Source organism: Methanolapillus africanus (genome assembly GCF_032714475.1).
Taxonomy (GTDB): domain Archaea; phylum Halobacteriota; class Methanosarcinia; order Methanosarcinales; family Methanosarcinaceae; genus Methanolapillus; species Methanolapillus africanus.
In genome coordinates this window covers 125,910-152,231 of the sequence record NZ_JAWDKD010000003.1, presented here as the reverse complement: position 1 = coordinate 152,231, position 26,322 = coordinate 125,910, and the positions used below count along the sequence as shown (strand labels likewise).

General features: G+C 46.3%; 23 protein-coding genes. 7 read left to right on the top strand and 16 right to left on the bottom strand.

All coding sequences use genetic code 11. The annotated features are described in order from the left end of the window. The first annotated feature begins 122 nt into the window (after nucleotides 1-122). Both MsAg5_RS01215 and MsAg5_RS01210 read left to right on the top strand, forming a co-directional pair. On the top strand, nucleotides 123-2,108 hold the full coding sequence (locus MsAg5_RS01215; protein WP_338098787.1) for a SulP family inorganic anion transporter: 1,986 nt from the start codon (nucleotides 123-125) through the stop codon (nucleotides 2,106-2,108). Between the two features lie 288 nt (nucleotides 2,109-2,396). Next, nucleotides 2,397-4,259: a chloride channel protein gene (locus MsAg5_RS01210; RefSeq protein ID WP_338098786.1), complete on the top strand. Its 1,863-nt coding sequence runs from the start codon at nucleotides 2,397-2,399 to the stop codon at nucleotides 4,257-4,259. 145 nt (nucleotides 4,260-4,404) lie between these two features. Here MsAg5_RS01210 and MsAg5_RS01205 read toward each other — a convergent pair whose 3' ends face one another. Continuing rightward, nucleotides 4,405-5,796 (bottom strand): ATP-binding protein, encoded by a 1,392-nt coding sequence (locus MsAg5_RS01205; protein ID WP_338098785.1) that lies wholly within the window; start codon nucleotides 5,794-5,796, stop codon nucleotides 4,405-4,407. A gap of 446 nt (nucleotides 5,797-6,242) precedes the next feature. Here MsAg5_RS01205 and ilvD point away from each other — a divergent pair, with 446 nt between their 5' ends. Beyond that, entirely contained in the window at nucleotides 6,243-7,904 is a 1,662-nt protein-coding gene (gene ilvD, locus MsAg5_RS01200; protein WP_338098784.1) for a dihydroxy-acid dehydratase, read from the top strand. A 533-nt stretch (nucleotides 7,905-8,437) separates the two neighbouring features. Here the strand turns inward: ilvD and MsAg5_RS01195 are convergent. The 7 genes from MsAg5_RS01195 to engB all read right to left on the bottom strand — a co-directional run bounded on the left by MsAg5_RS01195 (nucleotide 8,438) and on the right by engB (nucleotide 14,120). Then, complete coding sequence (locus tag MsAg5_RS01195; RefSeq protein WP_338098783.1) at nucleotides 8,438-9,235, bottom strand: proteasome assembly chaperone family protein; 798 nt, start codon at nucleotides 9,233-9,235, stop codon at nucleotides 8,438-8,440. 163 nt (nucleotides 9,236-9,398) lie between these two features. Continuing rightward, complete coding sequence (locus MsAg5_RS01190; RefSeq protein WP_338098782.1) at nucleotides 9,399-9,617, bottom strand: nucleolar RNA-binding Nop10p family protein; 219 nt, start codon at nucleotides 9,615-9,617, stop codon at nucleotides 9,399-9,401. Between the two features lie 185 nt (nucleotides 9,618-9,802). Further along, a complete protein-coding gene (locus tag MsAg5_RS01185; protein WP_338098781.1) occupies nucleotides 9,803-10,600 on the bottom strand; it encodes a translation initiation factor IF-2 subunit alpha in 798 nt (265 codons plus the stop codon). A 246-nt stretch (nucleotides 10,601-10,846) separates the two neighbouring features. Beyond that, complete coding sequence (locus tag MsAg5_RS01180; protein WP_338098780.1) at nucleotides 10,847-11,200, bottom strand: RNA polymerase Rpb4 family protein; 354 nt, start codon at nucleotides 11,198-11,200, stop codon at nucleotides 10,847-10,849. A 42-nt stretch (nucleotides 11,201-11,242) separates the two neighbouring features. Next, nucleotides 11,243-11,539: a 50S ribosomal protein L21e gene (locus tag MsAg5_RS01175; protein WP_338098779.1), complete on the bottom strand. Its 297-nt coding sequence runs from the start codon at nucleotides 11,537-11,539 to the stop codon at nucleotides 11,243-11,245. A 513-nt stretch (nucleotides 11,540-12,052) separates the two neighbouring features. After that, nucleotides 12,053-13,426 (bottom strand): tRNA pseudouridine(54/55) synthase Pus10, encoded by a 1,374-nt coding sequence (locus tag MsAg5_RS01170; RefSeq protein WP_338098778.1) that lies wholly within the window; start codon nucleotides 13,424-13,426, stop codon nucleotides 12,053-12,055. 37 nt (nucleotides 13,427-13,463) lie between these two features. Further along, nucleotides 13,464-14,120: a GTP-binding protein EngB gene (gene engB / locus MsAg5_RS01165; protein WP_338098802.1), complete on the bottom strand. Its 657-nt coding sequence runs from the start codon at nucleotides 14,118-14,120 to the stop codon at nucleotides 13,464-13,466. 236 nt (nucleotides 14,121-14,356) lie between these two features. Here engB and MsAg5_RS01160 point away from each other — a divergent pair, with 236 nt between their 5' ends. Continuing rightward, nucleotides 14,357-15,127: a Nif3-like dinuclear metal center hexameric protein gene (locus MsAg5_RS01160; protein ID WP_338098777.1), complete on the top strand. Its 771-nt coding sequence runs from the start codon at nucleotides 14,357-14,359 to the stop codon at nucleotides 15,125-15,127. A gap of 59 nt (nucleotides 15,128-15,186) precedes the next feature. Here the strand turns inward: MsAg5_RS01160 and MsAg5_RS01155 are convergent, their stop codons facing one another. Further along, nucleotides 15,187-15,720, bottom strand: a complete 534-nt coding sequence (locus MsAg5_RS01155) for a methylated-DNA--[protein]-cysteine S-methyltransferase (RefSeq protein ID WP_338098776.1) — start codon at nucleotides 15,718-15,720, stop codon at nucleotides 15,187-15,189. A 150-nt stretch (nucleotides 15,721-15,870) separates the two neighbouring features. Next, on the bottom strand, nucleotides 15,871-16,662 hold the full coding sequence (locus MsAg5_RS01150) for an epoxyqueuosine reductase (RefSeq protein ID WP_338098775.1): 792 nt from the start codon (nucleotides 16,660-16,662) through the stop codon (nucleotides 15,871-15,873). A 284-nt stretch (nucleotides 16,663-16,946) separates the two neighbouring features. Here MsAg5_RS01150 and MsAg5_RS01145 point away from each other — a divergent pair, with 284 nt between their 5' ends. Further along, entirely contained in the window at nucleotides 16,947-18,407 is a 1,461-nt protein-coding gene (locus MsAg5_RS01145; RefSeq protein ID WP_338098774.1) for an AlkA N-terminal domain-containing protein, read from the top strand. A gap of 199 nt (nucleotides 18,408-18,606) precedes the next feature. Here MsAg5_RS01145 and MsAg5_RS01140 read toward each other — a convergent pair whose 3' ends face one another. Beyond that, entirely contained in the window at nucleotides 18,607-20,214 is a 1,608-nt protein-coding gene (locus MsAg5_RS01140) for a right-handed parallel beta-helix repeat-containing protein (protein WP_338098773.1), read from the bottom strand. Between the two features lie 163 nt (nucleotides 20,215-20,377). On the opposite strand from MsAg5_RS01140, the gene MsAg5_RS01135 reads away from it, so the two are divergent. Further along, on the top strand, nucleotides 20,378-20,524 hold the full coding sequence (locus tag MsAg5_RS01135) for a hypothetical protein (RefSeq protein WP_338098772.1): 147 nt from the start codon (nucleotides 20,378-20,380) through the stop codon (nucleotides 20,522-20,524). Between the two features lie 9 nt (nucleotides 20,525-20,533). Here MsAg5_RS01135 and MsAg5_RS01130 read toward each other — a convergent pair whose 3' ends face one another. The 3 genes from MsAg5_RS01130 to MsAg5_RS01120 form a co-directional block, all read right to left on the bottom strand. Beyond that, nucleotides 20,534-22,186 carry a sodium:solute symporter family transporter gene (locus MsAg5_RS01130; protein WP_338098771.1) on the bottom strand — a complete coding sequence of 551 codons (1,653 nt, stop codon included), beginning with the start codon at nucleotides 22,184-22,186 and terminating at the stop codon, nucleotides 20,534-20,536. A gap of 241 nt (nucleotides 22,187-22,427) precedes the next feature. Beyond that, the gene (locus MsAg5_RS01125) at nucleotides 22,428-23,645 is read right to left on the bottom strand and encodes an aminotransferase class I/II-fold pyridoxal phosphate-dependent enzyme (RefSeq protein WP_420846989.1); all 1,218 of its coding nucleotides are present in this window, start codon (nucleotides 23,643-23,645) and stop codon (nucleotides 22,428-22,430) included. Nucleotides 23,646-23,656: 11 nt separating this feature from the next. Beyond that, nucleotides 23,657-24,151 (bottom strand): Lrp/AsnC family transcriptional regulator, encoded by a 495-nt coding sequence (locus MsAg5_RS01120; RefSeq protein ID WP_338098770.1) that lies wholly within the window; start codon nucleotides 24,149-24,151, stop codon nucleotides 23,657-23,659. Nucleotides 24,152-24,401: 250 nt separating this feature from the next. Here MsAg5_RS01120 and MsAg5_RS01115 point away from each other — a divergent pair, with 250 nt between their 5' ends. Next, nucleotides 24,402-24,782 carry a hypothetical protein gene (locus MsAg5_RS01115; protein ID WP_338098769.1) on the top strand — a complete coding sequence of 127 codons (381 nt, stop codon included), beginning with the start codon at nucleotides 24,402-24,404 and terminating at the stop codon, nucleotides 24,780-24,782. 104 nt (nucleotides 24,783-24,886) lie between these two features. On the opposite strand, the gene MsAg5_RS01110 is transcribed toward MsAg5_RS01115, so the two are convergent. Both MsAg5_RS01110 and MsAg5_RS01105 read right to left on the bottom strand, forming a co-directional pair. Then, a complete protein-coding gene (locus MsAg5_RS01110; RefSeq protein ID WP_338098768.1) occupies nucleotides 24,887-25,468 on the bottom strand; it encodes a hypothetical protein in 582 nt (193 codons plus the stop codon). Between the two features lie 215 nt (nucleotides 25,469-25,683). Further along, a complete protein-coding gene (locus tag MsAg5_RS01105) occupies nucleotides 25,684-25,977 on the bottom strand; it encodes a PGF-CTERM sorting domain-containing protein (protein WP_338098767.1) in 294 nt (97 codons plus the stop codon). Nucleotides 25,978-26,322: the final 345 nt, after the last annotated feature.

Here is a 26,322-nt window from a genome sequence, read left to right as displayed (position 1 = left end):
ATATCTCATAATCTATAATTCAACCTACCAATAAATTAATATTAAATCAAAAGACATTATTAAACCTCTTTGAATACATTCTGTTTAAACCCACCATCATCTTTTTTGAACCGTGAAAATCCATGCCCGAACCGAAAAACGCATCGAAATTCGATATCAATGACATCCCGAGCCGTGCTTCCAATTATTTCAAAAAATCATTTACCTTCGATTTAAAATCCGGATTCATCACAGCCATTGTGGCGCTTCCGCTGGCCATCGGTTTTGCGATCGCGTCGGGCGTCGAGCCGTACATGGGCGTTTACACGGCGATCGTCGCCGGATTTTTAGGTTCGCTTTTGGGCGGTTCTCAATTTTCCATTACCGGGCCGACCGGCGCCATGGGCGTCGTCGTGTTGGCCGCCATGACCAAATACGGCATGGAAGGACTCTTTTTAGCAACACTTTTGGCCGGCTTGATTCAAATTCTGCTCGGCATCTTCAAAGTCGGCAAATTGGCAAAGTTTATGCCGCTGCCGATTATGTCCGGATTTACCGGCGGCATCGGCCTATTGATCGTCTTCGGTCAAATACCAAATGCGCTCGGACTAACGATTCCGGTGCATGAATATTCATACCAAACTCTTTTTGACGTTTTGCAGCACATCGACGGCGTCAGTATCGTTGCGATTCTCATCACCATCGGAACCGCCATCATTATGCTTTACATGACTCGGTTTACGAAAAACCGGAAATACCTCTCCTCCGTGCCGCCAACCATCGTCGCTTTGATTATTTCTCTCTGCCTGGTTTATTTCTTCGGCTTGGATATTCCGACAATCGGCGCCATTCCGACCAAGCTGCCCACCTTTTCCTTCTTTAATATCACCTTCGGTTTGGCGATGAACGTTCTGCCCTATGCGGTCACGCTCGCTCTTTTGGGAACGATTGAATCCCTCATGTGCGCCGTTGTCTGCGACGGCATGACGGCGACCAAACACAACAGCGACCGCGAACTGATGGCGCAGGGCGTCACCAAAATCATCACGCCATTTTTCGGCGGACTGCCGTCGACAGCTGCCGTTTCCCGCAGCGTCGTCAATATCCGCGAAGGCGCAAAAACACGTGCCAGCGGAATGATGCACGCCTTTTTCATTTTAATATTCATGGTTTTTTTCGGGTCGCTCGCCCTTTATTTGCCTAAAGCGTTCGTCGCCGGCATTTTGATTTGCATCGGCGCCCGCATGGTCAATCTTCACGAACTCAAACTGATTTACAAAAACGACCGGTTTGAGGCGGCGATTTTCATCATCACGATGTTTTTGACCGTGTTCACCGACTTGATTTTTGCCATGGAAGTCGGCATTCTCCTCACCATGGTGAACTTCCTCTACGACATGACAAAAGCCACCAGTATTGAAACCGTTGAAGAACACGACTCTGACGACCGTATTCATGAAATCATGAACCTCAACGAGCAATACAAAGAAAAATTGGCTATTTACACCATCAACGGACCGTTCTTCTTCGGCGCCATGAACGTTTTCGACCACAAGGTCAACGCCATCCTGCCGACCAAAAAAGACGTGATCATTATCCGAATGCGTTTTGTTCCGTACGTGGATTCAACCGCCACCATGCGCCTCAACGATTTCATCGAAAGCCGTCACAAGGAGAAACGGTATGTGATTATTACCGGACTTCGGACGGTTGTGAAAAAGAACCTGCTCCGGAATGAAACATTTGAAAAACACGTCCGGCAAAAAGAAGTTTACTTGTTCGACAGCACGGAAAAAGCCGTCGAATACGCCAAAGCCGAATTGTTCCCGCTTTTGGACAAACGCGAACCGAAGAAGATTCAAGTGACCGAAGAGACTGAGAAAACAGAATCGGACGCAATAGAAAGTGAAACCGCAGGCAGCAAAGAAACCGGCGCCGAATACAGCGGAAAAACAGCCGCGGAAATAAAAAATTCGGAAAACGTTCAGGAAGCTGAAACCGAAGCAGTCGACGGAACAAAACCAAAAGTCAAAATCGAATACGACCCCGAAGCGGAAATGTCGAAAAAGAGTGAAAACCCGGCCGGCCTTTCCGAAGATGATTTGGAAGACTTGTTGGACCGGCATTAACAGTCATAAACCCTGAATTTAAAAATAAAGCCCGGTTAAAATAAAGCCCGATTAAAATAAGTCCGATTAAAATAAATCCGATTAAAATAAATCCGGAATTTAAAATAAGAGTTGACGGGATTATTTTTATATAACATGAACAAAATTTGAGTATCCGTAATCTTATTTTAAGATAATTAATTTTTTAATTTTGAACATTTTTAAATTTTCGTCTTATCATTTCAAAAAAGATGTTGGTCGATTCTTTTGCCTGAGCATGCCGGTTCGGTCTTTGATGAAAAAAAAACCATGGCAGACCGCCTTTTTGCGCTGCGGAAATCTTCCAAAAAATATTTCGCTAAAATATACACGCCGAATGTCAAAACCGCACTTATCGCAATCGTCATTGGCGTCGTGACCGGTGTTCTGATCGGCATTTACTCTCTTTTGCTGCACGACCTCACCAACACGTTTTTTGGCGTGAACTCCATTTTTGAACTCTTCGGAATACCCGTCTGGTGCATCATTTTTATTCCGATGCTCGGCGGACTCGCGGTCGGCCTTCTCAACAAATATTTCCTCAAAACACGGTACGGCGTCGACAGCGTGATTGAAGCGGCGGCGCTGCACGGCGGAAAACTCAAAGCGAAATACGCAATCGTTGAAGCATTCGCCTCCGTGATCACCATCGGAACGGGCGGTTCGGCCGGCAAGGAAGCGCCCGGCGTTTTGATGGGCGCCGGCGTCGGTTCTTTGGCGGCGAAAGTCTTTAATTTGCGCGGCAAAAGCCTCCGGACTTACTTGGGCTGCGGCGCCGCTGCCGGTATTTCGGCCGCATTTAACGCCCCGCTGGCCGGAATCGTTTTCGTCGTCGAAGTCATTTACGGAGAACTCGAAGCCAAAACATTTATCCCGATTGTGATTTCGGCCATATTCTCCACCTTCGTTTTTAACGTTTTTTTCGGAACGGACACCATGAGTTTTCCGAATTACGTCATGCTGAATCCGTTTAAAGAAATCTGGCTGTTTCCGATTCTCGGCATTGTCGCCGGCGTTGTTTCCATCTTTTTTATCAAATGCTTCTATTTTATTCGGGAGCGGTTCACCGACTTGAAAGTTCCGGTCTACTTGAAACCGGCCATAGGAGGATTGATGGTTGGCATCGTCGGCCTTTTTTACCCGCAAGTTTTCGGTCTCGGACACACATTCATCGTCGAAGTCGTCAATGACCCGTTCTCGTTTACCATCGGACTCCTGCTGGCGCTCGTCGTTTTAAAAACGCTGGCCTTCTCCTTCACAATCGGTTCCCGCGGCGCCGGCGGTTCGATCGTTCCGTCTATGTTCGTCGGCGCGATGCTCGGCGCTGCTTTCGGTCTCGTTTGCGAGCAATTCATTCCCGGACTGACCGTTCAGCCGGGCGCCTACGCGCTCGCCGGCATGGGCGCCGTTTTTGCCGGAACATCCAATTCCACATTTACCGCCATCATTCTGCTGATTGAAATGACGCAGGATTACAGCATGATTTTGCCGTTTATGTTCGCCTGCGTTCTCAGCAACGCCATTGCACGCACCGCCAATCCGGATTCCATCTTTACGGAAATGCTTAAAAGAAAAGGATACACCATCCGCGGCGGCCGCGAAGTCGACGTTATGGAATCCATTGTGGTCAAAGACGCCATGCGGTCATCTGTTCAGACGGTTTCCGAAGACAACACCATCGAAGGACTGTACGCCGTGATCCAAAGCAGCACACACACCGGATTTCCGGTCGTGAACAAAGGCGGCGAGCTGACCGGCATCATCACCGTCAAAGACATGCAGGACCGGATCAAGCCCGGCAACCCCGACAACAAACAATTCATCAAAGAAATCATGACGACAGACGTTTTGGTCGCCTATCCGTTTGAAACGCTGGACGTTATTTCCGACCGCATCGTCGTCAACGACGTCGCCCGTCTGCCGGTTGTCATGAAATCCAACCCGAAAAAGATGGTCGGCATTATTACCCGAAAAGACGTGATGAACGCCTACAACAAGAGCGTTTTGACGAAAGTACACCGCGTCGGCGAGGAACAGGCCAAATTGGAAACGGAAGAAGAAACGGCCGGTGAAGAGATGGCGGAAGAAGTGACTGAAAAGATAGAAGAAAAAGTCAACGAAATTAAAAAATAAGACCGTCGTCGTTTTTATTGAATTTTTTAAAAAAATAACGCCATAACGCGCGCGTGCCGCCCACTCAAAAAAAAAAAAAAAAAAAAAAAAAAAAAAAAAAAAAAAAAAAAAAATGGCAAATGAACATGAAAATTGGCATGCCGCCTTATTCATACATTTTTTTCAAATCGATTAAGATGACGTTTTCCGGACTTGTTTTTTTCAATTTGTTTGAAAAACCGGATTTTGAAAACAAGATATAGTATTTCTGCTCATAATTGAGAAGCAGACTGTTTTCCATCAAGCGTTCCAAAACATCCGTGTCCACCGGCTCGTTTTTGAATTTGCATTCCCCGAAAAGGGCTTTACTCTCCGGCCGGGAAACGGCAACGATATCCATTTCAACTTCTTCTTTTCGTTTCGGGTTGGTTCCCCACCAACGGCCGATTTCGGAAAATAGGAACGGAAGCTGATCTGAACCGTTCATTCGGTTCAAATATTCAACGCCCATTTGCTCAAAAACGCCGCCCATGTAATCACTCAAATACGGATCAACCATTTTTTCAAAGACCAAATTCCCGTTTCCGCTAACAATAGCGTTCATATTGGACGGAACAAACCGATACCAAAATCGAAACATGTTGTCAGCAATCTTGTAAATGCTTTTTTTGGATTTGGCTTCTCCGACCGGTTTTTCTTTCTCTAAAATACCAAGAGAAATCAGAGACGACAGATAAATCGAACAAAGGGATGTTTCAATTCCGGCCGCCGTCGCAATTTCATTCATTTTAGAAGCGCCGTTGGCAATCGCTGCAATGATCGTATTGTAGAGTTGAGGTTCCCGAAGCTCTTGTTTTAAAAGGTTGGACGGCTCTTCGAAAAAATAACCGGACGGATCTAAGAATTCGGAAATAATATTTTCACGCAGACTTTTGGACGTGTCGATTCGTTCTAAATATTGCGGGACGCCCCCTGTAATGCCGTAAACAAGCGCTTTTTCCGTGTGGCTGTAATTTCGGCAAAATTGAGCCGACGTCCGGTAATCAAACGGATTAATTTTGAATTGAGCCGTCCGCCTACCGTAAAGCGGGCTTTGATAACCCAAAACTTGGTTTTCCATAAAGGACATGGAGGAGCCGCAAAGAATCAACATCATGTTTGTATTTTTGAATTTTTGGTCAATATAAGCTTGAAGGATGCTTGAAACCGAGCGGTCTGCATGTGCAAGGTACGGATATTCATCAATAACAAAAACCAAATGTTCCTTTTGAGCGAGGCCGTACAGATAATCGAAAACTTTTTCCAATTTTTCAAATACCGGCGTTCCATCAACTCCAGGCATCGTGACGGAGAATATACTGTCTGACAGATTGCTCAAATTGTTTTGAAGAGCAGCCTCAATCGCCACGAAATAAATTGATTTTTTGTTTTTACAAAATTCCTGAATCAGAGATGTTTTGCCGACGCGACGGCGCCCGTAAATAACAGCACATTCAAATTTGCCGCTGCGGTACATCTCTTCAAGTTTTTTCAATTCATTTTCACGACCGATAAACATACTTATTCACCCGGTTCCTAAATATTAAAAATGGTATAACATAATATAGGATATCACGATTTAGTATATTAAAGTTTATCAAATTAATAAACAGGCAAATGAAATTCAAATAATGAAACGGCCGTTTGGTTTTAAATTCTAAACTCACAGCAAATATGAATCAGATATCTTAAATTAAAATAAACTATATCACGATATACTATATTACGATATACTACAATAAATGTGTGGAATTAGAAATGTTTTGTGAAAAGGTAATCGACCCATATGTTTTCATCAACCACTTAAAATATGAAAAATAATTCTATGAAGAACGTCATGATTGACTCTAAATGCTTTTATATGTCGGTTTATATTTACATTTTTTATTAATGACATTGTGATTTGTTTTATTGCTTAATTTTCTATTAAATTTCAATTTTGAGAATCATCTCTTGGTGGACAAAATGATCAGCGACAACATGAAAAAAGGACCGGAACGCTTGCCGAACCGGTCTCTCCTCAAAGCGCTCGGCGTGACGGATTCCGAAATGAACCGGCCGTTTATCGCCGTGGTGAACTCTAAAAACGATATCGTCCCGGGACATATCCATTTGGATAAAATCGCCGACGCCGTGAAAGCCGGTATCCGAAACGCCGGCGGCGTTCCGTTTGAATTCCATACGATCGGCGTCTGCGACGGCATCGCGATGGGACACAGCGGCATGAAATACTCTCTGCCGAGCCGGGAACTGATTCAAGACACGATTGAAGTGATGGTCAAAGCCCACCAGTTCGACGGCATGGTCATGATTCCGTCCTGCGACAAAGTGGTTCCGGCACATTTGATGGCGGCCGGCAGTTTGAATATTCCGGCGATTGTGGTGACCGGCGGTCCCATGATGCCCGGATATTCCGACGACGAACCCAAAGACTTGATTTCCACGTTCGAATTCGTGGGCGCGTCCAAAGTCAGCAAATATTCGGCGGCGCAAGTGAAAAACATTGAAGATTGCGCCTGCCCGGGATGCGGCTCCTGCTCCGGCATGTTTACCGCCAACACCATGGCCTGTATGGCCGAAGCGATGGGAATGTCCCTGCCGGGCTGCGCGACCGCGCCGGCTGTCGACGCCAAAAAGATCCGGATTGCCAAAGAATCGGGCGAACGGATCGTCGAGCTGGCGAAAGCCGGCGTCACGCCCCGCCAAATTGTGACCAAAGATTCTTTTGAAAACGCCATCATGACCGACATGGCGATCGGCGGCAGCACCAACACGGCGCTTCATTTGCCGGCGATTGCCCATGCTTTTGAAATCGACTCCGGTCTCGACGACTTTGACCGCCTCAGTAAAACCACGCCGCACTTGATTTATTTGCGTCCGGCCGGCCCGCATTTCATGGTCGATTTTGACCGGGCGGGCGGTATTTACGCGATTTTGGAACGACTCGGCGGCCGCGTCAAAAAGAATGCGGCGACGGTTTCCGGAAAAACCGTCGGCGAAAACATTGACGGCATGGTTTTGGTGAACCCGAAATTGAACCAGCGGATAATTCAAACCGTTGACAATCCGGTGCATGCCGAAGGCGGTATTGCCGTTCTCAAAGGAACGCTGGCGCCCGACGGATGCGTCGTCAAACAAGCCGCCGTCAGCGAAAAAATGATGAAGCACACCGGTCCGGCCCGCGTCTTTGACGGCGAAGAAGAAGCCATGACCGCGATTATGTCCGGAAAAATCAAAGACGGCGACGTTGTGGTCATTCGTTACGAGGGACCGAGAGGCGGCCCCGGCATGCGTGAAATGTTGTCCCCGACCGCCGCGATTGCCGGCCTTGGTTTGATTGAAACCGTCGCCTTAATCACCGACGGACGGTTCTCCGGCGGCACCCGCGGCCCGTGCATCGGCCACGTTTCCCCGGAAGCGTCAGACGGCGGCCCGATTGCGTTTGTCGAAGACGGCGATATCATTGAAATCGACATCAAAAACCGGGTTTTGAATCTCAAAGTCGATGAAAAAACACTCAACGAACGGCGAAAAACGCCCGACATCGTCGAAAAACCGGCCACCGGTTATCTGAGAAAATACAGGAGAATGGTGCGCTCGGCCAATACCGGCGCCATCGTCGAATAATCAAAATCTAAATCAAACGCCAATGATGACAAGCTTTTCTGATTGGTGATGAACCCTATGAGTCCTGAGGCGGTTTGATTTCTTTATTCTTCTCTTTTTTCTTTTTTCATTCGCGACCGGCATGCGCGCGTTACGGCATTCATTTTTAAAAACGAGCAAACAAAAACCATGTGTTCGTTCTTATTTTTGCCGTTTGCATCTGCAGGTTCTGTTTTAAAGTTACAGTTTGCACCAGCCGTTTCCAAAAATACAGTTGATTCTTGATCCGTTTTATGCAGCAGGTTCCAACAATACACATACCGCTTTGCTCAGTTTGTACTCGCTGCCGATTGCATCTTCCAAACAGAGATATCCGCTTAAACAGACGCTTTGCGTCTGTTTAAGCGGGATGATTTGCGAAAAATGAGAATGGAGGGGCAGTTTTATTAAACACGTAAAAATGTGTCGCTATAACGCGCGCGCCTGCTGCCCGCCAAAAAAGAAAAGAAAAAAGGAAAGAAAGAAGGAAAAAAGAACGATTGGTTTAGACGGCCTCAGCCGAAGTAAACCAAATCATCGTCGGCGGTCGGCTCGTATGGGCCGCTGCCTTCATCGTAATCCCCATCGTCGCCGACGGCGGAATCTTTGAGTTTTTCAACGAGTTTTTCCATTTCCGTTATTTTTGCGTCCAAAGCGCCCGAATCAATATCGACTTCAAGGACGTCGGACAGCTTTTCAAGGAGGGCTTTGGAACTTTTCGGGTCGGCAATGTAGCCGGACGTCGTTCCCATCAAACAGGCGGCGTCAATGCCGCAGAACTGCGAGAAGGCCAAAATCAAACCGGAAGCGCCGACGATGCCGCCCGGCGGCTCCGACGGCTTAAATTCAATGCCTTTTTGAGAAAGCTTTTCAATCATCAGCGGGTTGTTGACGGCGCCGATGACGAAATCTTCGGCGTTGACCATACCGGTCGGATATCCGCCGAGTGTGAAAATCCGTTTGACGCCGAATTTGGCGGCAATGTTGATGTAAAGTTCACACAAATTGTAGTGGCCGGACGTGTCCGAACTCTGGGAGTCGCCGACCAAAATGAGAAGATCTAAATCGCCTGCGCGGGCCACATAAATCTGGTTGCCGACCAATTTGATGGTGCTGTCTTTTTCCACCATCACTTGCGGCGGGAAGTGCGCCGAATAAATATCCACGATTTTTTTGGAATCTAAAACCTCAACGAGATGATCGGCAACGAATTTGCCGACGTGCCCGACGCCGGGGAGACCGACGATCATAACGGGATCCGTTAAATTCAAAACATCTTGTTCATAGTGATAAACCACAATATTTTCCTTCATAGAATAATCCCCCGAATGTTTCAACCTGGCGCCGATATGTGTTTTTCCGAAGACACAAATCCAACGCTTTTCATTCAGTTACTGAACGTGCGTATTAACCGTACAATATATTAAACATTATTAAAATAATTTTTGATCAAATAAATATAGGAAACCAATCAGATTAACGATTCACGTCCTCTTTTCGATTCCTTTGATACGCACGGTAAAGGCGCCGGTATTTCCCATAACGGTCAGTCGGAGAATAAGTCGCCGGTTTCGGACTCAAACAAACAAACCCGCAATCCGGACAGCTGTTCAGGAGCGTATATCTCCCGCAATTGAAACATTTTTGAATTTTTTTTCCCACAACGATCACATCCTTCGGAAGTGGATCGGACATTTAGATGTCATTATTTTCATTTAATTTTTGCACGCAGTTGCCGACGCCGATTCGAAAATATATTAATCCAATATCAATTTATGAATCATAGTTTATTAGAGATAACATATAATCTTCAATCGATTTTATAACTACTTAATATATAAATATATCTCAACTTCACGCCAAAAAATAAAATTAAAAAATTAAGACTTCACCGACTCGATATGCCGGTTAAAAACACCGGTTCCGCCGTTTTCCATCATGTATTTGATTGAAACCGTCGACGCTTTTTTCAGCACGGCTTCCGCTTTTTTGTAATCCGGCGCAACGACGCGGATTCTGTAACGGGGGGAGCCGACATAAGTCACTTCCACGGTCGTTTCGGATTCTTCGATTTCGGCAGCCGCCTTTAAAGCGCCCCGAATCATTTCAATGCCGTCCGGCGCTGTTGACGTCAAATCCACATAACCGGCAATTTCCACAAACGCGTCTTTGATGTTTTCACGGGCGACGTTGACGATGGATTCCGTCATCTTTTTGTCAATGCCCATGCCTTCGAAAACAGATTCTCCGCTGACGGCGGCTTCCTCAAAAGCCGAATACGCGCTTCCGAATTCGGAAACAAAGAAATAATAGAGATCTTCGATGCTGTCGTTGCCAAAACCGGCCGATTCCGCCGAGATCTGGAGCCATTTTTCAGCTTTCTGTTCATTTTTCCACAATTGGATTTTGGTCCGCTTTTGGTGTTCGTTGACGTCTTTTAAAGACAAATCAATATGGCCGCGGTTTTTGTCGATGTTTAAAACCTTACACACCACTTTTTGTCCTTCGCGAATGTAATCGCGGACGTATTTCACCCAGCCGGCCTTGATTTCGGAAATGTGGATAAAACCTTCCTTGTTTTTATACTCTTCAAGCTCGACGTAAGCGCCAAAATCCGTCACGTTCATGACGTTACAAACCACATAATCGCCGGCTTCCGGCCAATCGTTACTTTTCATGGAAATCACCTTAAATCATTTTCAGATGAAGCATATAAGAAATTAATCAGATATAAAAGGTTCCCAAAAGAAAGCATGAACCTCATTTTCAAAAACGGATAACAACAAAATAATGCAAATAAAAGCTGCGAACAGATTGAACGAACGCTCCCGACCCGGAAAAATGAATGAACCGAGCGAGAAATCGAATAAAATCAACGGCAAACGAATTAAAAGAAAAAAGAAAGGAAAAGAAGGAAAGATCATTTACAGATATTGCCGAACAACATCTAAAATGGCGTCCAATTCTTCTTCTTTAAGCGTGAATTTTTCTTTGGCGTAAATTGATCTGAGTTCGTCGCGCGACTGCGGCAAAATGTCCGTGATTCGAACGGCGATGACCGGTTTCATTTTCTCGAATTCGAGCAATTGACCGACCAATTCTTTCGCATCATCCGCGCTCAACTTCGCAAAGACTTCGGCATGGGACAGCGCTTTTCTGAACTCGTAAACTTGTTCTTCATCGCTTTCTTCCCGCCGCTCTTCCATAATTTGGGTGAGCATTTCCTTGACTTCCGCCAAGGTCAACAGCTCCTCATCAAGAACTTCTTTGACAATCATTTAAGCGCTCCGGAATTTTTGATTTATTTTGAATCAATTCAATCAGTATTTTTGCGGTTTTAAGTGCTGCGGGAGGGAAATAACTTGTTTCATGGAATTTCCGTCTCTCACGCTTAAAACGTATGCGCGGCCTCTTTGACCGATGACTTTGCCGGTCGAACCTTGGAACTTCGGGTTCGGGTGGCCTTTTTGAAGGCTGGCGTCGATATCGATGTGAACCATTTGACCGTCTTCAAATTCCTGAATGGCGCGGCTGGGTGCAGACATGCCTCTTTCACGAATCGAATTCTTTAACTTATATCTTGTACAGCGTCTTTCGCCGCTTGATTTTGATGACATTTAATTTTCCTCCAATAATTGGGTAAATGTGAACGTTGAATATGATTTTAAATTATGATTTTGATAAATTTAAAGGTTTCAATTATTTCGAAATCGAAATTCTTCAATATATTCGATAAGAATCGCCGAACATTATTTCGAGAAACGAACATAATGATTCGACAAATATTGATTTTGAATAAATTTAATTTAAATTGCGCATCAAATTAATTCATTTTAATTCGTCATTTAAATTGGAACTTTACCCATGAATAAATATTTTGATATATTAAGTTTATCGATGAGAAGGAATGAACAATAGCATCCAACATTAATAAACATACCGTTTTTAAAGATTTTTGAATATTTCAAAAATCTATCACTCAGAAAGTTAAAGGATTGGTGAATAACCAACATTGACTTTCTAAAATTATGAAACTTAAATTGAAACTCAGATTTAGATGTGTTTAGATTTGTGTTTAGATTTATGTTTAGATTTATGTTTCAATTTAAGTTGTCGGCATTCTTTTTGAATTATTCCGCCGCGTCCAATTCCACGTCGATCACATCTAATTCTTCCACTTTCGCGCCGACGCCCATCAGTCCCGCAATGCTCGGGCTGGTCCGCCCTTCGTCGCTGGACGTCAATTCTTTGACGTAAAGCCCGCCGTCGCAAAAGACCCGAACGTAAGCCACGCAGCTTTCCACCACGTTGTGTTCCGACGGACCCGGACCGGTACTGTTCTTTTCGCCCATTTGTTCCAAGATTGCGGTGTGGACGGTCCGGTTGCGGCACAAATCCGCCCGGCGGTGGAGCACGCGGTTGGGCGTGTCCTGATTGATTTCCGTACCGTGAAGCTGCAAAAGCGCATGGTTCAAATTCTCCTCCGTGACCGGCGATTCAAACCGGATCTTGAGGCGGTAAGTCTTTTTGGCTTTTTCACCTTTTAACCGCTCGACCAGATCTTTGCCGCAAAAGGTGAGTCCGTGAACTTCAATTTTGCCGACGTTTGCCGCATTGATTTCTTTTTCCAGCGCCGCCAAATCGAATGTCCGGCGCTTGGGCGCTTTGGCTTCCAAGACGAACGGGCGGCCGGTGCCGAGCATCAGCGCGTCGATGTCTTCCCGGCCGGCGCCGTGGAAAACGACGTCGTACGCTTCCGCGTAATTCGGGCTCAAAAGCGGGAGTCCGGCCAGTTCGCCGACCGATTCCTGATATTGTTTGCCGGTGCCGCCGCAGCTGTCGCAGCCGCGTCCGCCGCACTTACGGCACGGCCATTTGGTTTGCGGAATGCCGCGCACTAATTTCAAGTAGCGGCCGTAAATGTAAACGGAACGGATATCGATTTGCGCTTCTTTTTTGGCAATATCGAACGTAATCATAATGTCCGGATTGGAAAAGGCGACGTCTTTGCCGGTTTTCCCGGAAATGAGTTTACCGATCTCGCGGTTGAGTTCGCTTTTCAGTTGTTCGGCGTAGGCGGTACCGCACGCTTCCCACAAAATTTCCTCGTTTTCGCTGAGAAGACCGCTTAATTTGGTGCCGACCAAGAATGACGAATAATCAATCCCGGAAAGTTTGGAAACAGCCATGTCCGCCCAAAAATCCAAATTTTTAAAAATATCGCCGCAAACCCAGCATTTTTCTTCTGCGGGCGCGTCCGATCCGGCGGCAGCCAATGTTTTGCCGGCGTTGACGTTGGACGGCGCCAGCGCATCCAAAAGATCGGCGTCTCCCGTTTCTTTAAAGAGGCGGTCGCCTTCCATTGCCAAAACCAACTTCACAGCCCGTCCGCGCGCGTCGTTGGAGAGTCCGGTCGACAATTTCGCAAACTGCCGGCCCATGCAGTGGTCGCAAACCGGACCTTCCGCTAAAATTAACTTTGAAATGTCAAAAATATCTGCCATTTTTATGTTTTCCCTTTTTGATTTTACCGTTATTTGATTATCTTAAATACTTAAACAAGTCGTCCCGTTTCATTTTATGGAATTCGTTCTTCAATGCGGACGTCAGCGGACGAATTTGTCCGTCGCGCGCCGCCACCGGCGCGACCAGCAGACCGCACTCTTTCCACGGCCCTTCGTAGCCGAATTTTTCAACGATTTGATCCAGCATGCCATCCATGTCGTCTTCCTTGACTTTGTCCATCTTATTGACGGCGACCACCGGCAAAATATTCATTTCCAGCAGGAAGGAATGAAGTTCCAAGTCGATCGGAATTTCATCGCGCGCGTCCCAGCGCTCCACAATTTCCAAGAAGGCAGGACCATCGATCACTTGAACCGCGATTTTGATCCGGTCGGCGTGGTCTTCGATATAATTGACAATGTTGTCTTTGACGTCTTCCGCTTTTTCTTTGGTGACGCCGGACATAAAGCCGAATCCCGGCATGTCGGTGATGAGGAAGTCGCCGAAATAAAGGTGAATCGGCTTTAACGTCACGCCCGGGCGCTTGCCGACGCGAACGTTTTGACCGGTCAGTTTGTTGAGCAGCGTCGATTTGCCGACGTTGGAGCGGCCGGCGAAAATAACCTCAAAGGTCACGGCGTCGTTTCGCTGCTTGATTTTTTCAACAGACTTTTGCTGTTCGCGGGCGCGCATTTTCGCCAAATTTTTTCTTTTCTTGACGTTGTGCTGAACTTTCTGAGAGGTGGACGGCGGCGGCGACATAAGGATTCCTGAAATAAATGATGATGAATAGAATGGAAATAGAATTTGAAATAGTGGAGAATAGAAGATAAACATAATTGTTGAAATTGAAATGAATTATGAATTGAATCAATTTGGTGTTGAATATTGTCATCTTCTATTTAAAGGATGCAGACATTTTTTCGGATATGGATCAAAAAGACTTTATCGACATTTTAGAAAACATCGCGCCGCCGGAATTAGCACACGACTTTGACGCCGGACGCATCGGTCTCGTCATTGATTTGCTGCATGAAAAAAACCGTCAAATCCGCCGTGTGGCGGTTGCATTGGACGTCACCAAACCCATTCTCCAAAGAGCAGCGGAGTTTGAAGCGGATATTTTGGTTTGCCACCACACCCCGATTTTTCATGCGATTAACATCATCAACCAACCGATGGCGGAAAAATTAAAAATTATTTTCGACAACAACCTCTCCGTTTATGCGATGCACACCAATTACGATGACGCTGACGGCGGCATTAATACCGTTTTGGCGAACCGCCTCGGACTCCAAGAGTGCGAACGCTGCGACGCCGGAATAATTGGAACGGTTCCCAAGCAACCGGCCGACGCCTTTGCGAAATTTGTCGCGGCGCAGCTGAAAACGCACCTCGTATACGCCGGCGACAACACCATTCAGAAAGTTCTCATTTGCGGCGGCAGCTGTTTTAACCGGTCGTCTCTGGAAATTGCCAAACAATACGGCGTTGACGCGTTTATTTCATCCGAATTGAAACACAGCGACGTTCTGCGTGAACGCGGCGGCATGACTTTGATTGACGCCGGACATTACGCGACTGAAAATCCGGGTATGGAAGAGCTGGGCGCTCAAATTCAAAAATTAGCGGCCGAGCGGTTTAATGAATATTTGGAAATTTTATTCATTGCGGACGACCCGGAAATAAAATCGGTGTGAAAACAAATGATGGGTCAAATGACCGGCAAAAGTTTCACATTAAAATTGAGTTGACCGTTTCATAATGCCGTCCCTTTTTTCGGAACGAAAAAAGCGGACGTGTCTGTTTTTTCCAGATTCAGCAGACTTATTTTTTTCGAGATGCCGCCGGCGTATCCCGTCAAACTGCCGTTTGTTCCGACCACCCGGTGACAGGGAACGATGATGGAAATCGAATTATGCCCGACCGCGCCGCCAACAGCCTGAGCGGACATTTTGGACAGTCCTTTTTGCTTCGCCATAACGTCAGCAATTTCGCCGTAAGTCATCGTCTGCCCGTATGGAATCGACAACATGATTTCACACACCGCCTGCCGGAAAGGAGTGGTTAAAAACAAGAGCGGCGGCGTGAAATCCGGTTCAATCCCTTGAAAATAAATATCCAGCCACCGCTTCGTTTCCTCAAAAACGGGCAGTGATTTCTCTTCATACGACTCCGGCAAAGTATCGCCGAAATATTTTTGTTCATCAAACCATAATCCGGTCAGAAATTCGCCATCGCTTGCGATCGTTATACGACCCAACGGCGACGCATAATGATTGATATACTGCATATTCTTGCCTCGTGTGTTTCCTGCTTATTCTTTTTCAAATTATAGTCTCACAGCTCGAAAATCAAAAGCGCAGGATGCCGCCATATCAACGCATTGCCGTTGAAATGGAGACATTTGCTGCACTCAATGTCAAGACATTGTGGATGAAAATTATTGGCCTCTTTTAGCCGGGGCGATTTTTTCATCCACGATGTTTCCGTACGGGCAGGAAAGATTGCAGATGGTGCATTCCATAAAGCCGCGCTCCGTAATTTGGCGAATGTATTTTTGCCACTTTTCGTCCGCCACGGGGTCAAATTCATGCGCGACGACGCATTTATCGTAGATGACTTTCTTTCCGGGTTCGACGCCTTGAGACGGTCCCGGAATAATGGCGCGGTACGGACACTTTTTGACGCAAAGCGATCCGTCTTTGCAAAGAGGTTGTTCCGCACAAAGATCTCTTGTGAATGGGGTTCCTTTTTCAAGCGGCGCCGTTGTGAACAAAGCAATCCAGCGGACACGCGGACCGTATTCCGGTGTGATGACTTGCGTGTTGTGGCCGATAAAACCCAGCCCGGCCAGGTGCGCCGCGACTTTCAGATGAATGGTTGGAGACGGCACTGTTTTGAAACCGAGTTCCCGGAAAATCAAGTCCCCGACCCGCCAGCCGCGCGTTTCAATCGCTTCATAATACAAGTTGTAATATTCACTGCCGCCGCCGCTGAAATCGCCGCCGACGGCGTTGATGGCCATGTTCATGCCTTCGTCCCAAATGACCATTCCGAGAATGATGATCGATTTCGCGTCTTCAATGCCGGCCCGTTTCATAAATTCGGACGGTTTTTCAAGACCGCGGCCTTCCGGAAATTCAACTTCCTCCAGGTCCGAAATACCCGCAACGCCAAACAGCTGAAAACCGTTCACGGTTGCAAACTCTTTAATTTGATTTTCAAGATTCATTCTATCATTCCTCCACCATATGAAAAACCATTGAAACGCTTGAAAAATCACGCATTTTCAAACATGTCAACAAAATAAAATCGGCGGTCATATTTATTAAATAAATGATGTCGAATTTAAAGAGGGGGGAGCATATTTTGAGAATATTGACATTTTTAAAACTTTACTGTGATATGAACAAACCAATATATATGTCCGAAAATGGCTCATTTTTGAGGAGACAATGTTATTAATTGAATTGTGCCATTCATTGAATTATGTCATTGAGATCAGGTGAGGGAATAATGCCGGAGAACGTCAGCAGCTATTATGCGGCCTTTATATCAAAGGATCCGCGTTTTGACGGACGTTTTTTTGTCGCGATATCATCGACAGGCATTTATTGCCGTCCCATATGCCGAGCCAGGCAACCCAAAATTGAAAACTGTACGTTTTACCACACGGCGGCCGAGGCCGAACAAGCCGGATATCGCCCCTGTCTTTTATGTCGGCCGGAGATTGCGCCCGGCAACTCAATCAGCGATTCGACCGCTAAATTGGTTTATCGGGCGGCAAGAATGTTGGAAGAAAATTGCGGAAACGGAAAAAGTTTGAGCGAGATTGCCAACCATCTGGGCTATACGGACCGGCACTTAAGGCGCGTATTTGCGGCGGAATACAATGTGCCGCCGGTACAGTATCTGCAGACTTGCAGATTATTGCTTGCGAAAAACCTGCTCACAGAAACGAATTTGCCTGTGCGGGAGGTTGCGGCAGCTTCCGGATTCGGCAGTTCACGCCGCTTTAACGATCTTTTCAAAAAACACTATAACCTTTCACCCACGGATTTGCGAAAGCGGATGACGGAAGAAAAAAAACGTAACGGCAATGTGACTTTAGCGTTAGGATACCGGCCGCCTTACCCGTGGGACGACATGTTAAACTTTCTCGCCGACCGTGCCGTCCCCGGCATTGATGTTGTTAAAAACGGCGAATACATGCGGACCGCTCATTTCATAACACCGGACGGAAAGCATGTCTATGGCTGGGTGCGCGTGGGTCACCGACCGCAAAAAAATGCGTTGACCGTCACCATGAGTGAAACGCTGCTGCCGGTCTTGTCGCAAGTTGTAGCGCGGGTGCGCCATTTGTTTGATTTATATTGCAATCCGGACGCGGTGTACCAAACGCTTTCATCGATGAATGACATTCGTCCCGGCCTTTGCGTTTTAGGAACACGTTTACCGGGCAGCTTTAACGCTTTTGAAATGGCTGTGCGTGCGGTGCTGGGACAACAAATTACCGTCAAAGCGGCAAGCACATTGGCGGCCAGAATTGTTGACCGTTACGGAACGCCGATTCAAACAGACATAGAAGGATTGACCCATGTTTTCCCCGCGCCGGAAGATATTTTAGCATTGGACGGACCCATCGAAAATCACTTTGGTCCGCTGGGCGTGATTGCGGCGCGGTCAAAAACCATTTATGAGCTGGCACAAGCAATCGTTCAAGAGAAAATTGATTTTGATTATTATACCCAACCGGAAGAGGAAATGAAAAAACTGATGGAAATTCGCGGCATCGGACATTGGACGGCGCAATATATCGCCATGCGCGCAATGGAGTGGCCGGATGCTTTTCTTGAAACGGACGCCGGCGTCAAAAAGGCGCTTCCGGGCTATACGCCAAAAGAGTTATTGGTATTGGCGGAATCGTGGAGACCATGGCGCAGCTATGCGACAATCAATCTTTGGAATTCATTGTGATTGTTGTGAAAACGGAACCGTATTAAAGACAAAAACGGTTCCGCTTCACTGATTTTTGGAGTTTACTTATAGATATCGTTTTTCAACTTTTCACTTGTTTTTGAGTTTACTTTCGTTCATTTTTTATTTTTATTTTTTTTACTTTTAAGGGAAAATGGCTCACGGAACAGAGATCAAATCTGTTTTAAGATTTGTCAGATCAGCAGGCTTCAATCCACATAATCAATGTGCCCTCCCGGCTTCCGGTATTCTCGTAATTTTCCGGAACCTTCAAAACAACGGAACAGGTTTCATCGGTGCCTTTCACAACCGTTTTCTCAAAGTCGGGCCAGAATGCGTCGTCGATCCAAATGCCGTCTTTGTAAAGAGAATCGGAAGATTCGGTCACTTCGGCCGTCACCATGACATTGCAGTTTCCGTTGTTGGTCATGACCATCTCTTTGGGTGCGCTGTCTTGCCCAACGGACAAGTCGCCGAAATCCAAAGAATCAATGGAAAACGACACGGAAAGAGACGGAAGGATGTTGGCGTCCAAGGGGATGGAACTGTTTGTTTTTTGACCGGTTCCGGTTCCGGATTCATTTCCTGTTTCATTTCCCGTTTCATTGCCGGTTTCATTTCCCGTTTCATTGCCGGTTTCATTGCCGGTTTCATTGCCGGTTTCATTGCCGGTTTCATTGCCGGTTTCATTGCCGGTTTCATTGCCGGTTTCATTGCCGGTTTCATTGCCGGTTTCATTGCCGGTTTCGTTCTCGGATTCATTTCCTGTTTCGTTACCGGATCCGTTTGCGGAATAGGATGCGAACGAATGCATCAGCGGACTTTGGTCGCTGTATTTCGTCAAAAGGGCGTGCGCCGAATCGCCGATGCCGTCGCTGTTTGCGTCCGCACCGGAATAGCCGGCGCCCCAGTGGTTACCGGATTTTCCGGTCCAGTTTTGGCTGCCGTAAGACAGCGTCACCTGTTCCGGGGAATTGAAATTGACAACGTCCGGAGCGGTTCCGGAAACGTCCATATCTTTGTTGTTCCCGAAAATGTCATTGAAGAAAATGGTGTTGTTTTCACCGGCATTGTACAGGTAGATTCCTTTTTGGGAATTTCCGGAGATGATGTTTTGGGTGATCACGGCATCATGCGTGTCGACGCGCCAAAGGCGAACGGCCTCACCGGTGTTGTTTTGAATTTTGTTGTCCCTGATGAGAACGTTGCTTGAGTTTTCAACGCAAAGAACGCGCGATGTGTTTCCGGCGCCTGAGAGTTCTGAAATCGTGTTGTTGAGAATCTTGGCGTCGTTGCTCTTCACGTAAACGGCGTTGTTAAAACCGCTCATGTTTCGGACGATGTTGTTTTGGAACGTGGCGTTGTCTTTGAACAGTTTGATGCCGTCGGCATGCGTCATGCCATCGAAAATACAATCTTCGATGACGGCGCCGGTGGCGTTGCCCTGCAAATTGAGGCCGTTTGAACCGTTAGAGATGGTGACGTTTTGGAGAACGAAACCTTCTTTTTTCGGCAAAACGGAGAAGCCGCCGAGATCCAAAATAACGGATTCTTTGTCGTCGCCGGAAATTGTAATGGATTTTCCGACGCTGATGTTTGCGGTTGACGCATATGTTCCGGCGCGAACGGAAAGAACGTCACCGTCAACGACGCTTGTGTTGGAAACGGCGGCGCTCAAATTGTCAAAGTCCGGTGCATCTCCGCCGACGGTCCATGTTTTGGCGGCCGCGGTTCCGGTCAGGGCAAACAACACAAGAAAAGCAATCAATAGTGCTTTTCCGAATGAATTTTTTGACTTTTTCATCATTTTTTCCTCCTGTAAAAACGAAACTCTGCGATGCAAAATTCGTTTTGCAGCTGAACAAGCCGGCTTTTGCTGCAAAAAAGAGAATAATGGAGGAGGTTTATATGACTACGTTTTTTGACAAAATCGACAAGTATAAATGGTGCATAATTGAAAAACGATAAAAATGGAAGAAATAAAAATAAAAACGATAGCGGAGATAAGAATAAAAGAAAAAATAAAAAAGGAAAAAATAGAAAAGGGAAAAATAAAAGAAGAGAAAAGAAAAAACCGAACCGGAAATCCGATTCGGCTGAAATATATTATATTTTGAGTTTTAGGATTACAGTTCGCTGCGCTCTTTTTCAAGATTGCCTTCCAATTCCGGCCACTTGAGGATTTTGCCGTCCGAATCCGTCAGCGGAAGCGGCGGATGGGATTTTTGCGTCAGCAGGGAAACGGCAAACATAGCGATTCCTGAGAAAATCCAGGGCACGAATGTGAAATAGATTTCCCAGGTGGAATCTTCCGGAACAATCATGAGGGTGCCGGATTGAATGGAAAGGTAAATGCAGCCCAAAATCGAGAATGAGATGCCGACCAGCATGGACGCGACGCCGCCCGGAATGTTCGCCTTTTTCCAAAAGAGGCCGCAGACGACGACCCAGAAGAGGCAGGCGAAGAGGAGTGTGAAGCCGAAAATCATCAAATCATAAAGGTTGACGGCTAAAAAGCTGATACCGATACAGAAAACGCCGATGACGACCACGAGGAATTTCGTCATCCGGATGGCTTTTTTGTCGTTGAGGATGGATTCGGACGAATCTTTGTTGCCGACGGAACCGGGGAAAAGAACGGTCGAAATCACGGCGGCGGATGCGAAAATTGTGGAACTGGACGTGGACATGATGGCGGCCATCAGGGAGCCGACGAAGATAGCCATCGGAATCGGGTGAAGCAATTTTTGAGCCAGGAGCGGGACCAAAACTTCGGCGTCGTTGGACAAGATGCCGATTTCAACACCGGAAAGAATACCGAGCTGCGTCATGACGATGCCCAAAAGACCGATAAAAATCGGACCGAGGCCGGCCACCCAGTAAAGCGCCGTTCCGGTCAAAAGACCGCCGCGCGCCGCATTTTCGTCGCGGGCGCAAAGAACGCGTTGGGTGATGTCAAGCGAGGCGAGACTGCCCAGACCCATGCCGCACCAAGCGGCCATCCAAACGAGATAGCCTTTGAGGTTGCGCGTGATGCCGCTCGGATGATCGGGATCCGACGATGGGAAAAGCGTCCAAAAGTCGTTGGGCGTGTTGTCTTTGACGATCGAAAATCCGGAAACGAGATTGTCTAAATTGACGACGAAATCCGTGTTGCCAACGGCAATATAACAGATGGCGGACGGGATTAAAACCATCAATCCCAAAATAATGATGGCGGCTTGGATGTTGTCGGTCCAGATGACCGCAAGCATGCCGCCCATATAGGTGTAGATGATCACGATGCCGCCGGCCAAGATCATGCTGACGGCCGGAGACATGCCGATGAAAAGAGAGAGCATTTTGCCGATGGCGACCATTTGGACGGCCGTCCAGGCAATCAGGGTGGGGACGGAAAGAATGGAGGCGACGTAGGCGCCGCGTTTTCCGAATCGGATGCGGTACATTTCACCGAGCGTTCCGATTTTCATTTTTAAAAGAAGCGGGACCATGAAAATGGCCATAATGATGAGCGTAATGCCGGACGCCCAGGGATCGGCAACGGTGCCGATGTTGTAGGACGTGTAGGCTGCGCCGGCGCCGCCCATGACGGTGCCGCCGCCCCAGAATGTTGCAAAGATCGTTCCGCCGATAAGGAGCGCGCCGACGTTTCTGTTCGCGACCAAATAGCCTTTTGATGAAGAAGATCCGATTTTTTGCGTCAAAAATCCGACAACCAACATCAGAATCAAATAAAGGGCAATCACAATGACTTCTATACCGATTTCCATAATTCTCATGGATAACAGTGAATTTATCGTTTTAAAGTTAACGTTTCAATTATATTATTTTTTTGGAAATATAAAAGTAAGAAGATGACGAATTTTTCAAATTGAACAGGAAATCGACTCGAAAATAAAAACCGCCGAGTCACTGAGACGAAATTGAAGAAAATGTGTCGCCATAACGCGCGCGCAGCCGCTCGCCGCAAAAAAAGAAAAATGAAAATAAAAAAAGAAAAAAAGAAACGAACGGCGTTCGTTACTTCTTTTTGTTCAAAAAGTCTTCCAGCCGGTTCAGCGCTTCTTTAATGTCGTCGCGGGAAGCGGCGTAAGCGCATCTCATGTGCCCGGCACCGGTTTCTCCGAAAATGTTTCCGGGGATTGTGATGACGTGCTTGGCGGCAAAGAATTGATCGGCGAACTCTTCGGATGTGAGTCCGGTTGACCGGATTGATGGGAACGAGTAAAAAGCGCCTTTGGGTTCGAAACAGTCCAAGCCGAGTTTGTTGAATCCGTCGACGATTAAAACGCGGCGGCGGTCAAATTCCCGGATCATGGAAAGCATTTCTTCGCGGCCGTTTTTGAGCGCTTCAACGGCGCCGATTTGAGCGGTCACCGGGGCGCAAAGCATGCAATATTGGTGAATCAGCATCATGGCGGAAATGATTTCCGGGGGAGCAAGGGCGTAGCCGAGGCGGAAACCGGTCATGGAGTAGGATTTTGAAAATCCGTTGACCAAGATCGTTCGCTCTTTCATGCCTTCCAGCGCGGTAAATGGGACGTGGGTGCCTTCGTAGGTCATGCATTCGTAAACTTCGTCCGAAATCACGAACAAATCGTGTTCGATGATGACGTCGGCGATGGCTTCAAAGTCCTTGCGCGTCATGATGGCGCCGGTCGGGTTGTTCGGGTAATTGAAAACGATGGCTTTCGTCTTTTTAGTGATTTTAGGGCGCAGGTCTTCGGGCGTCACACGGAAATCATTTTCAAGTTTCGTGTCGACAGCCACCGGAACGCCGCCGGCCAAATAAATGAGCGGCACGTAAGAGACGTAGGCCGGCTGAACGACCAAAACTTCGTCGCCGGGATTGATCAGGCAGCGTATAGCGATATCGGCGGCTTCACTGACGCCGGTCGTCACTAAGATTTCGGATTTCGGGTCGTAATAAATGCCGTAATCGCTGACGTAGCGCTTGGAAATTTCTTCCCGAAGCTCTAAAAGACCGAAGTTGGACGTGTAAGCCGTTTCTCCTTTTTCGATGGAGTGGATGCACATTTCGCGGATATGCCAGGGCGTGACGAAATCCGGCTCGCCGACGCCTAAGGAAATGACGTCTTCGATGCCTTCGGCGATGTCGAAATACTTTCGGATGCCGGACCGCGGCACTTTGGCCATGCCGTGCGTAATAAATTTGGAATAATCCATTTTGGATGATGGGTTAGATGATTGATTGGATAAAGGTTGATTCTGTTTCATAGAAAATCCCCTCAAAAGGAAACATGGAGGCGTTTGAATTCTTCCGGCTCTTCCATGACGATGCCGTCTTCTTTGTAAGTCTTGAGAATGAAGTGCGTGGATGTATTTTGAACTTGCCCGAGCGTTGCGATTTTGTCGGAGACGAAAAAGGCGACGTCTTTCATAGAGCGTCCCCTCACCATGAATTCAAGGTCATAGTCTTCTCCGGACAAAAGGCGAAGCGAGCGCACTTCCGGGAATTTGCAGATCCGGTCCGCGATTTTTTGGTAGCCGTGTCCGCGTTCCAATGAAACTTTGATTTGGACAAACGCGTAGACATACGGATTTTCAACAAGGTCCCAATCAATAATGGCTTTGTAGTATCGTATGACGCCCGCCGCTTCCAAAGATTCGATCATCTTTGTCACATCTTCGGGCGGGATCCGGGTCATTTCTGAAATGTCCTCCGGCGTTAATTTTGCATTTTGTTCAAGAAGTTCTAAGACATCTTGCATTTGTTTGTCCATAATCTCACCTGGTTTTTGCGTGATAATTATCTGTCAAAAAACGTTGACGGACAGAAATTATCCTTGTTTTTAATTAAAAATAATCCTATATAAATGAAACGAAATAAAAACGATGTTCTTTGAATAAAATTTAGAATTATAATTATGTTCAATTGAAAAAAGAAAGGATTAAATATTTTAGGGGGAGACGGAAACTGTATGAATTTTATAATCATGAGGATGAATTTATTGATGAAACGAGGAAGAAAAAATGATCAAAACTGAAAATAAATCTCAGCAAAAAGAGAATTATGGGACGATTGGAAAAGAACTCCATGAAAAAATCATGGAGTGGATCGACGGTTTGACGGAAGAAGATTTAAAAAGGATGATTCAAGAACAGGAGCATTCAAATGTTTCAGATACGTCGATGCATGACGAATATATGAGAAGAAAAACCTTGGAAAAATTTGGAGATTTTGAACAAGTAACAATAGATTTTCCTGAAAATATTATCGGTTGGCTCAACGAGCTGACAGAGGAAGAGATCGATTTTTTTAAATCAAAATATGGCAATGAATATGGATTTCCAATTATGACCCGTTCCATGTACTATGAATTTATGAAATGGAAAGAATCAAAAACAGAATAAAACGAGAACAAATATTTGAATATTAAAAATAAAAAAAAGAGGCGGCGAAAATTCCTTCGGAATTTTTCGCGCCTCAATCACTTTTTTTCAAAAATGAATTGTGTTTAAAGTTTGGATGCGTTCGCCAAGGATTCCATGGCGGTCAAGTCGCTCATCGGTCCGTTCACGAGGACAACCAAGTTGTCTTTGGCCCAGAAAATGTCATAGCGGGTCGGGTTTGCGGAGTCGGTCACGGTGCGGGTAATCAATGTTGCGTTGTGGCCGTTGACGGTGATGGTGGTGACGTTGCTGTCATTGCCGTATTTAGCGTTGTTGTCGTCGATCATTTCTTGGACATAGCCGTTTGCGGCGGTTGCATTGGCGCATTCAAAGACGGTCAAGTAAGCACCGGTTGTGCTGTTGTTGTATTGGTAATAGGCTTGGTAACCGATCAGTTTGTCGTTGATGCTGGTTTCTTCATTAGAATAGACAACGCGGCCTTCGGATTGTAAAGTGAATCCGGCCGGGACCGGGTCGACGACGACGATGCTTTGGTTGATCGTCATGTTGGTTGTGTTGTTGGTGCCATTGGTACCGTTGGGTGTTGTGTTGTTATCGGTGTCGGTACAGCCTGCTGCGGAAACAGCGACGGCCAACGCCAATAAAACCAACAAAATGCTGAATATGTTTCTTTTGTTCATTTTCATGTGTCTCAACTCGTGAGTTGCGTAATAAAAATATTGTCAGTTCAATAAAATAAAGAGATAGAAGCTTTATTTTGGAATCTCAAATCAAAAACTTAAGTTCCAACAATCGTCTAATTTTATATATCTAAAATATATAAATTTAATCGTCGAAATCGTTTTTAAGAATTTGATTGGGCATGCGTTTGTTTCAATCGATTTTAATCAAGATCTCAATCTCATTTTCTCACGAAATAAACAACCAAAAGCAATCCCGTTGCCGCCAGAAGCATTTCAAATCCGCCCGCGACATTATTCGTCGGAACGGTTTTTGCTGCAGCGCCGGCCGGACTGGCCATGACTGAAACATCGGAGACATCTGAGACGTCAGAAACGCCGGTATTGTTTGACCCGACAAAGACCACATTCAGCTCTTTAATATTATCGCGCGCAATCCCGTTTTCAACAGCCATCGCTGTCGCGATGAGTGCGAAAATCAGAACGGACGCTATTAAAAGGCTTTTTGTGTTCATCGTTTAATTCCCCCTGCCGCCTAAAAGGCGAAGCTTGCCGGCCTTTTTCCAAATCTTTTTTTCACAGCGATAAAAACCGCCGATTCAAAAACATTTACGAAAAACCCGAATGCCAAGCTTAATTAGTTGCAATTCACGGGATTCTCTATATTAAGTTTTGCGGTCAAAAAAACGAAAAAACGCTATTTGTTTCACTTCTAAACGATGAAAAAGTCGATAATTGACGACAGAAAATTGAAACAAAAACCAACACGGCAAGCATAATAATTTAATTTGAAATATAAAAATAGGAGAAGCCTGAAAAGAAGAATCATGTCTAAAAAGATCCAAATTCAAAACGATAGA

What these genes read in the sequence shown, in the direction of transcription:
- MsAg5_RS01215 (WP_338098787.1), top strand. Translation starts at nt 123, where the DNA reads ATGCCCGAACCGAAAAACGCATCGAAATTCGATATCAATGACATCCCG.
- MsAg5_RS01210 (WP_338098786.1), top strand. Translation starts at nt 2,397, where the DNA reads ATGGCAGACCGCCTTTTTGCGCTGCGGAAATCTTCCAAAAAATATTTC.
- MsAg5_RS01205 (WP_338098785.1), bottom strand. Translation starts at nt 5,796, where the DNA reads ATGTTTATCGGTCGTGAAAATGAATTGAAAAAACTTGAAGAGATGTAC.
- ilvD (WP_338098784.1), top strand. Translation starts at nt 6,243, where the DNA reads ATGATCAGCGACAACATGAAAAAAGGACCGGAACGCTTGCCGAACCGG.
- MsAg5_RS01195 (WP_338098783.1), bottom strand. Translation starts at nt 9,235, where the DNA reads ATGAAGGAAAATATTGTGGTTTATCACTATGAACAAGATGTTTTGAAT.
- MsAg5_RS01190 (WP_338098782.1), bottom strand. Translation starts at nt 9,617, where the DNA reads ATGTCCGATCCACTTCCGAAGGATGTGATCGTTGTGGGAAAAAAAATT.
- MsAg5_RS01185 (WP_338098781.1), bottom strand. Translation starts at nt 10,600, where the DNA reads ATGAAAAGTAACGATTGGCCGGAAGCCGGCGATTATGTGGTTTGTAAC.
- MsAg5_RS01180 (WP_338098780.1), bottom strand. Translation starts at nt 11,200, where the DNA reads ATGATTGTCAAAGAAGTTCTTGATGAGGAGCTGTTGACCTTGGCGGAA.
- MsAg5_RS01175 (WP_338098779.1), bottom strand. Translation starts at nt 11,539, where the DNA reads ATGTCATCAAAATCAAGCGGCGAAAGACGCTGTACAAGATATAAGTTA.
- MsAg5_RS01170 (WP_338098778.1), bottom strand. Translation starts at nt 13,426, where the DNA reads ATGGCAGATATTTTTGACATTTCAAAGTTAATTTTAGCGGAAGGTCCG.
- engB (WP_338098802.1), bottom strand. Translation starts at nt 14,120, where the DNA reads ATGCGCGCCCGCGAACAGCAAAAGTCTGTTGAAAAAATCAAGCAGCGA.
- MsAg5_RS01160 (WP_338098777.1), top strand. Translation starts at nt 14,357, where the DNA reads ATGGATCAAAAAGACTTTATCGACATTTTAGAAAACATCGCGCCGCCG.
- MsAg5_RS01155 (WP_338098776.1), bottom strand. Translation starts at nt 15,720, where the DNA reads ATGCAGTATATCAATCATTATGCGTCGCCGTTGGGTCGTATAACGATC.
- MsAg5_RS01150 (WP_338098775.1), bottom strand. Translation starts at nt 16,662, where the DNA reads ATGAATCTTGAAAATCAAATTAAAGAGTTTGCAACCGTGAACGGTTTT.
- MsAg5_RS01145 (WP_338098774.1), top strand. Translation starts at nt 16,947, where the DNA reads ATGCCGGAGAACGTCAGCAGCTATTATGCGGCCTTTATATCAAAGGAT.
- MsAg5_RS01140 (WP_338098773.1), bottom strand. Translation starts at nt 20,214, where the DNA reads ATGATGAAAAAGTCAAAAAATTCATTCGGAAAAGCACTATTGATTGCT.
- MsAg5_RS01135 (WP_338098772.1), top strand. Translation starts at nt 20,378, where the DNA reads ATGGAAGAAATAAAAATAAAAACGATAGCGGAGATAAGAATAAAAGAA.
- MsAg5_RS01130 (WP_338098771.1), bottom strand. Translation starts at nt 22,186, where the DNA reads ATGAGAATTATGGAAATCGGTATAGAAGTCATTGTGATTGCCCTTTAT.
- MsAg5_RS01125 (WP_420846989.1), bottom strand. Translation starts at nt 23,645, where the DNA reads ATGAAACAGAATCAACCTTTATCCAATCAATCATCTAACCCATCATCC.
- MsAg5_RS01120 (WP_338098770.1), bottom strand. Translation starts at nt 24,151, where the DNA reads ATGGACAAACAAATGCAAGATGTCTTAGAACTTCTTGAACAAAATGCA.
- MsAg5_RS01115 (WP_338098769.1), top strand. Translation starts at nt 24,402, where the DNA reads ATGATCAAAACTGAAAATAAATCTCAGCAAAAAGAGAATTATGGGACG.
- MsAg5_RS01110 (WP_338098768.1), bottom strand. Translation starts at nt 25,468, where the DNA reads ATGAAAATGAACAAAAGAAACATATTCAGCATTTTGTTGGTTTTATTG.
- MsAg5_RS01105 (WP_338098767.1), bottom strand. Translation starts at nt 25,977, where the DNA reads ATGAACACAAAAAGCCTTTTAATAGCGTCCGTTCTGATTTTCGCACTC.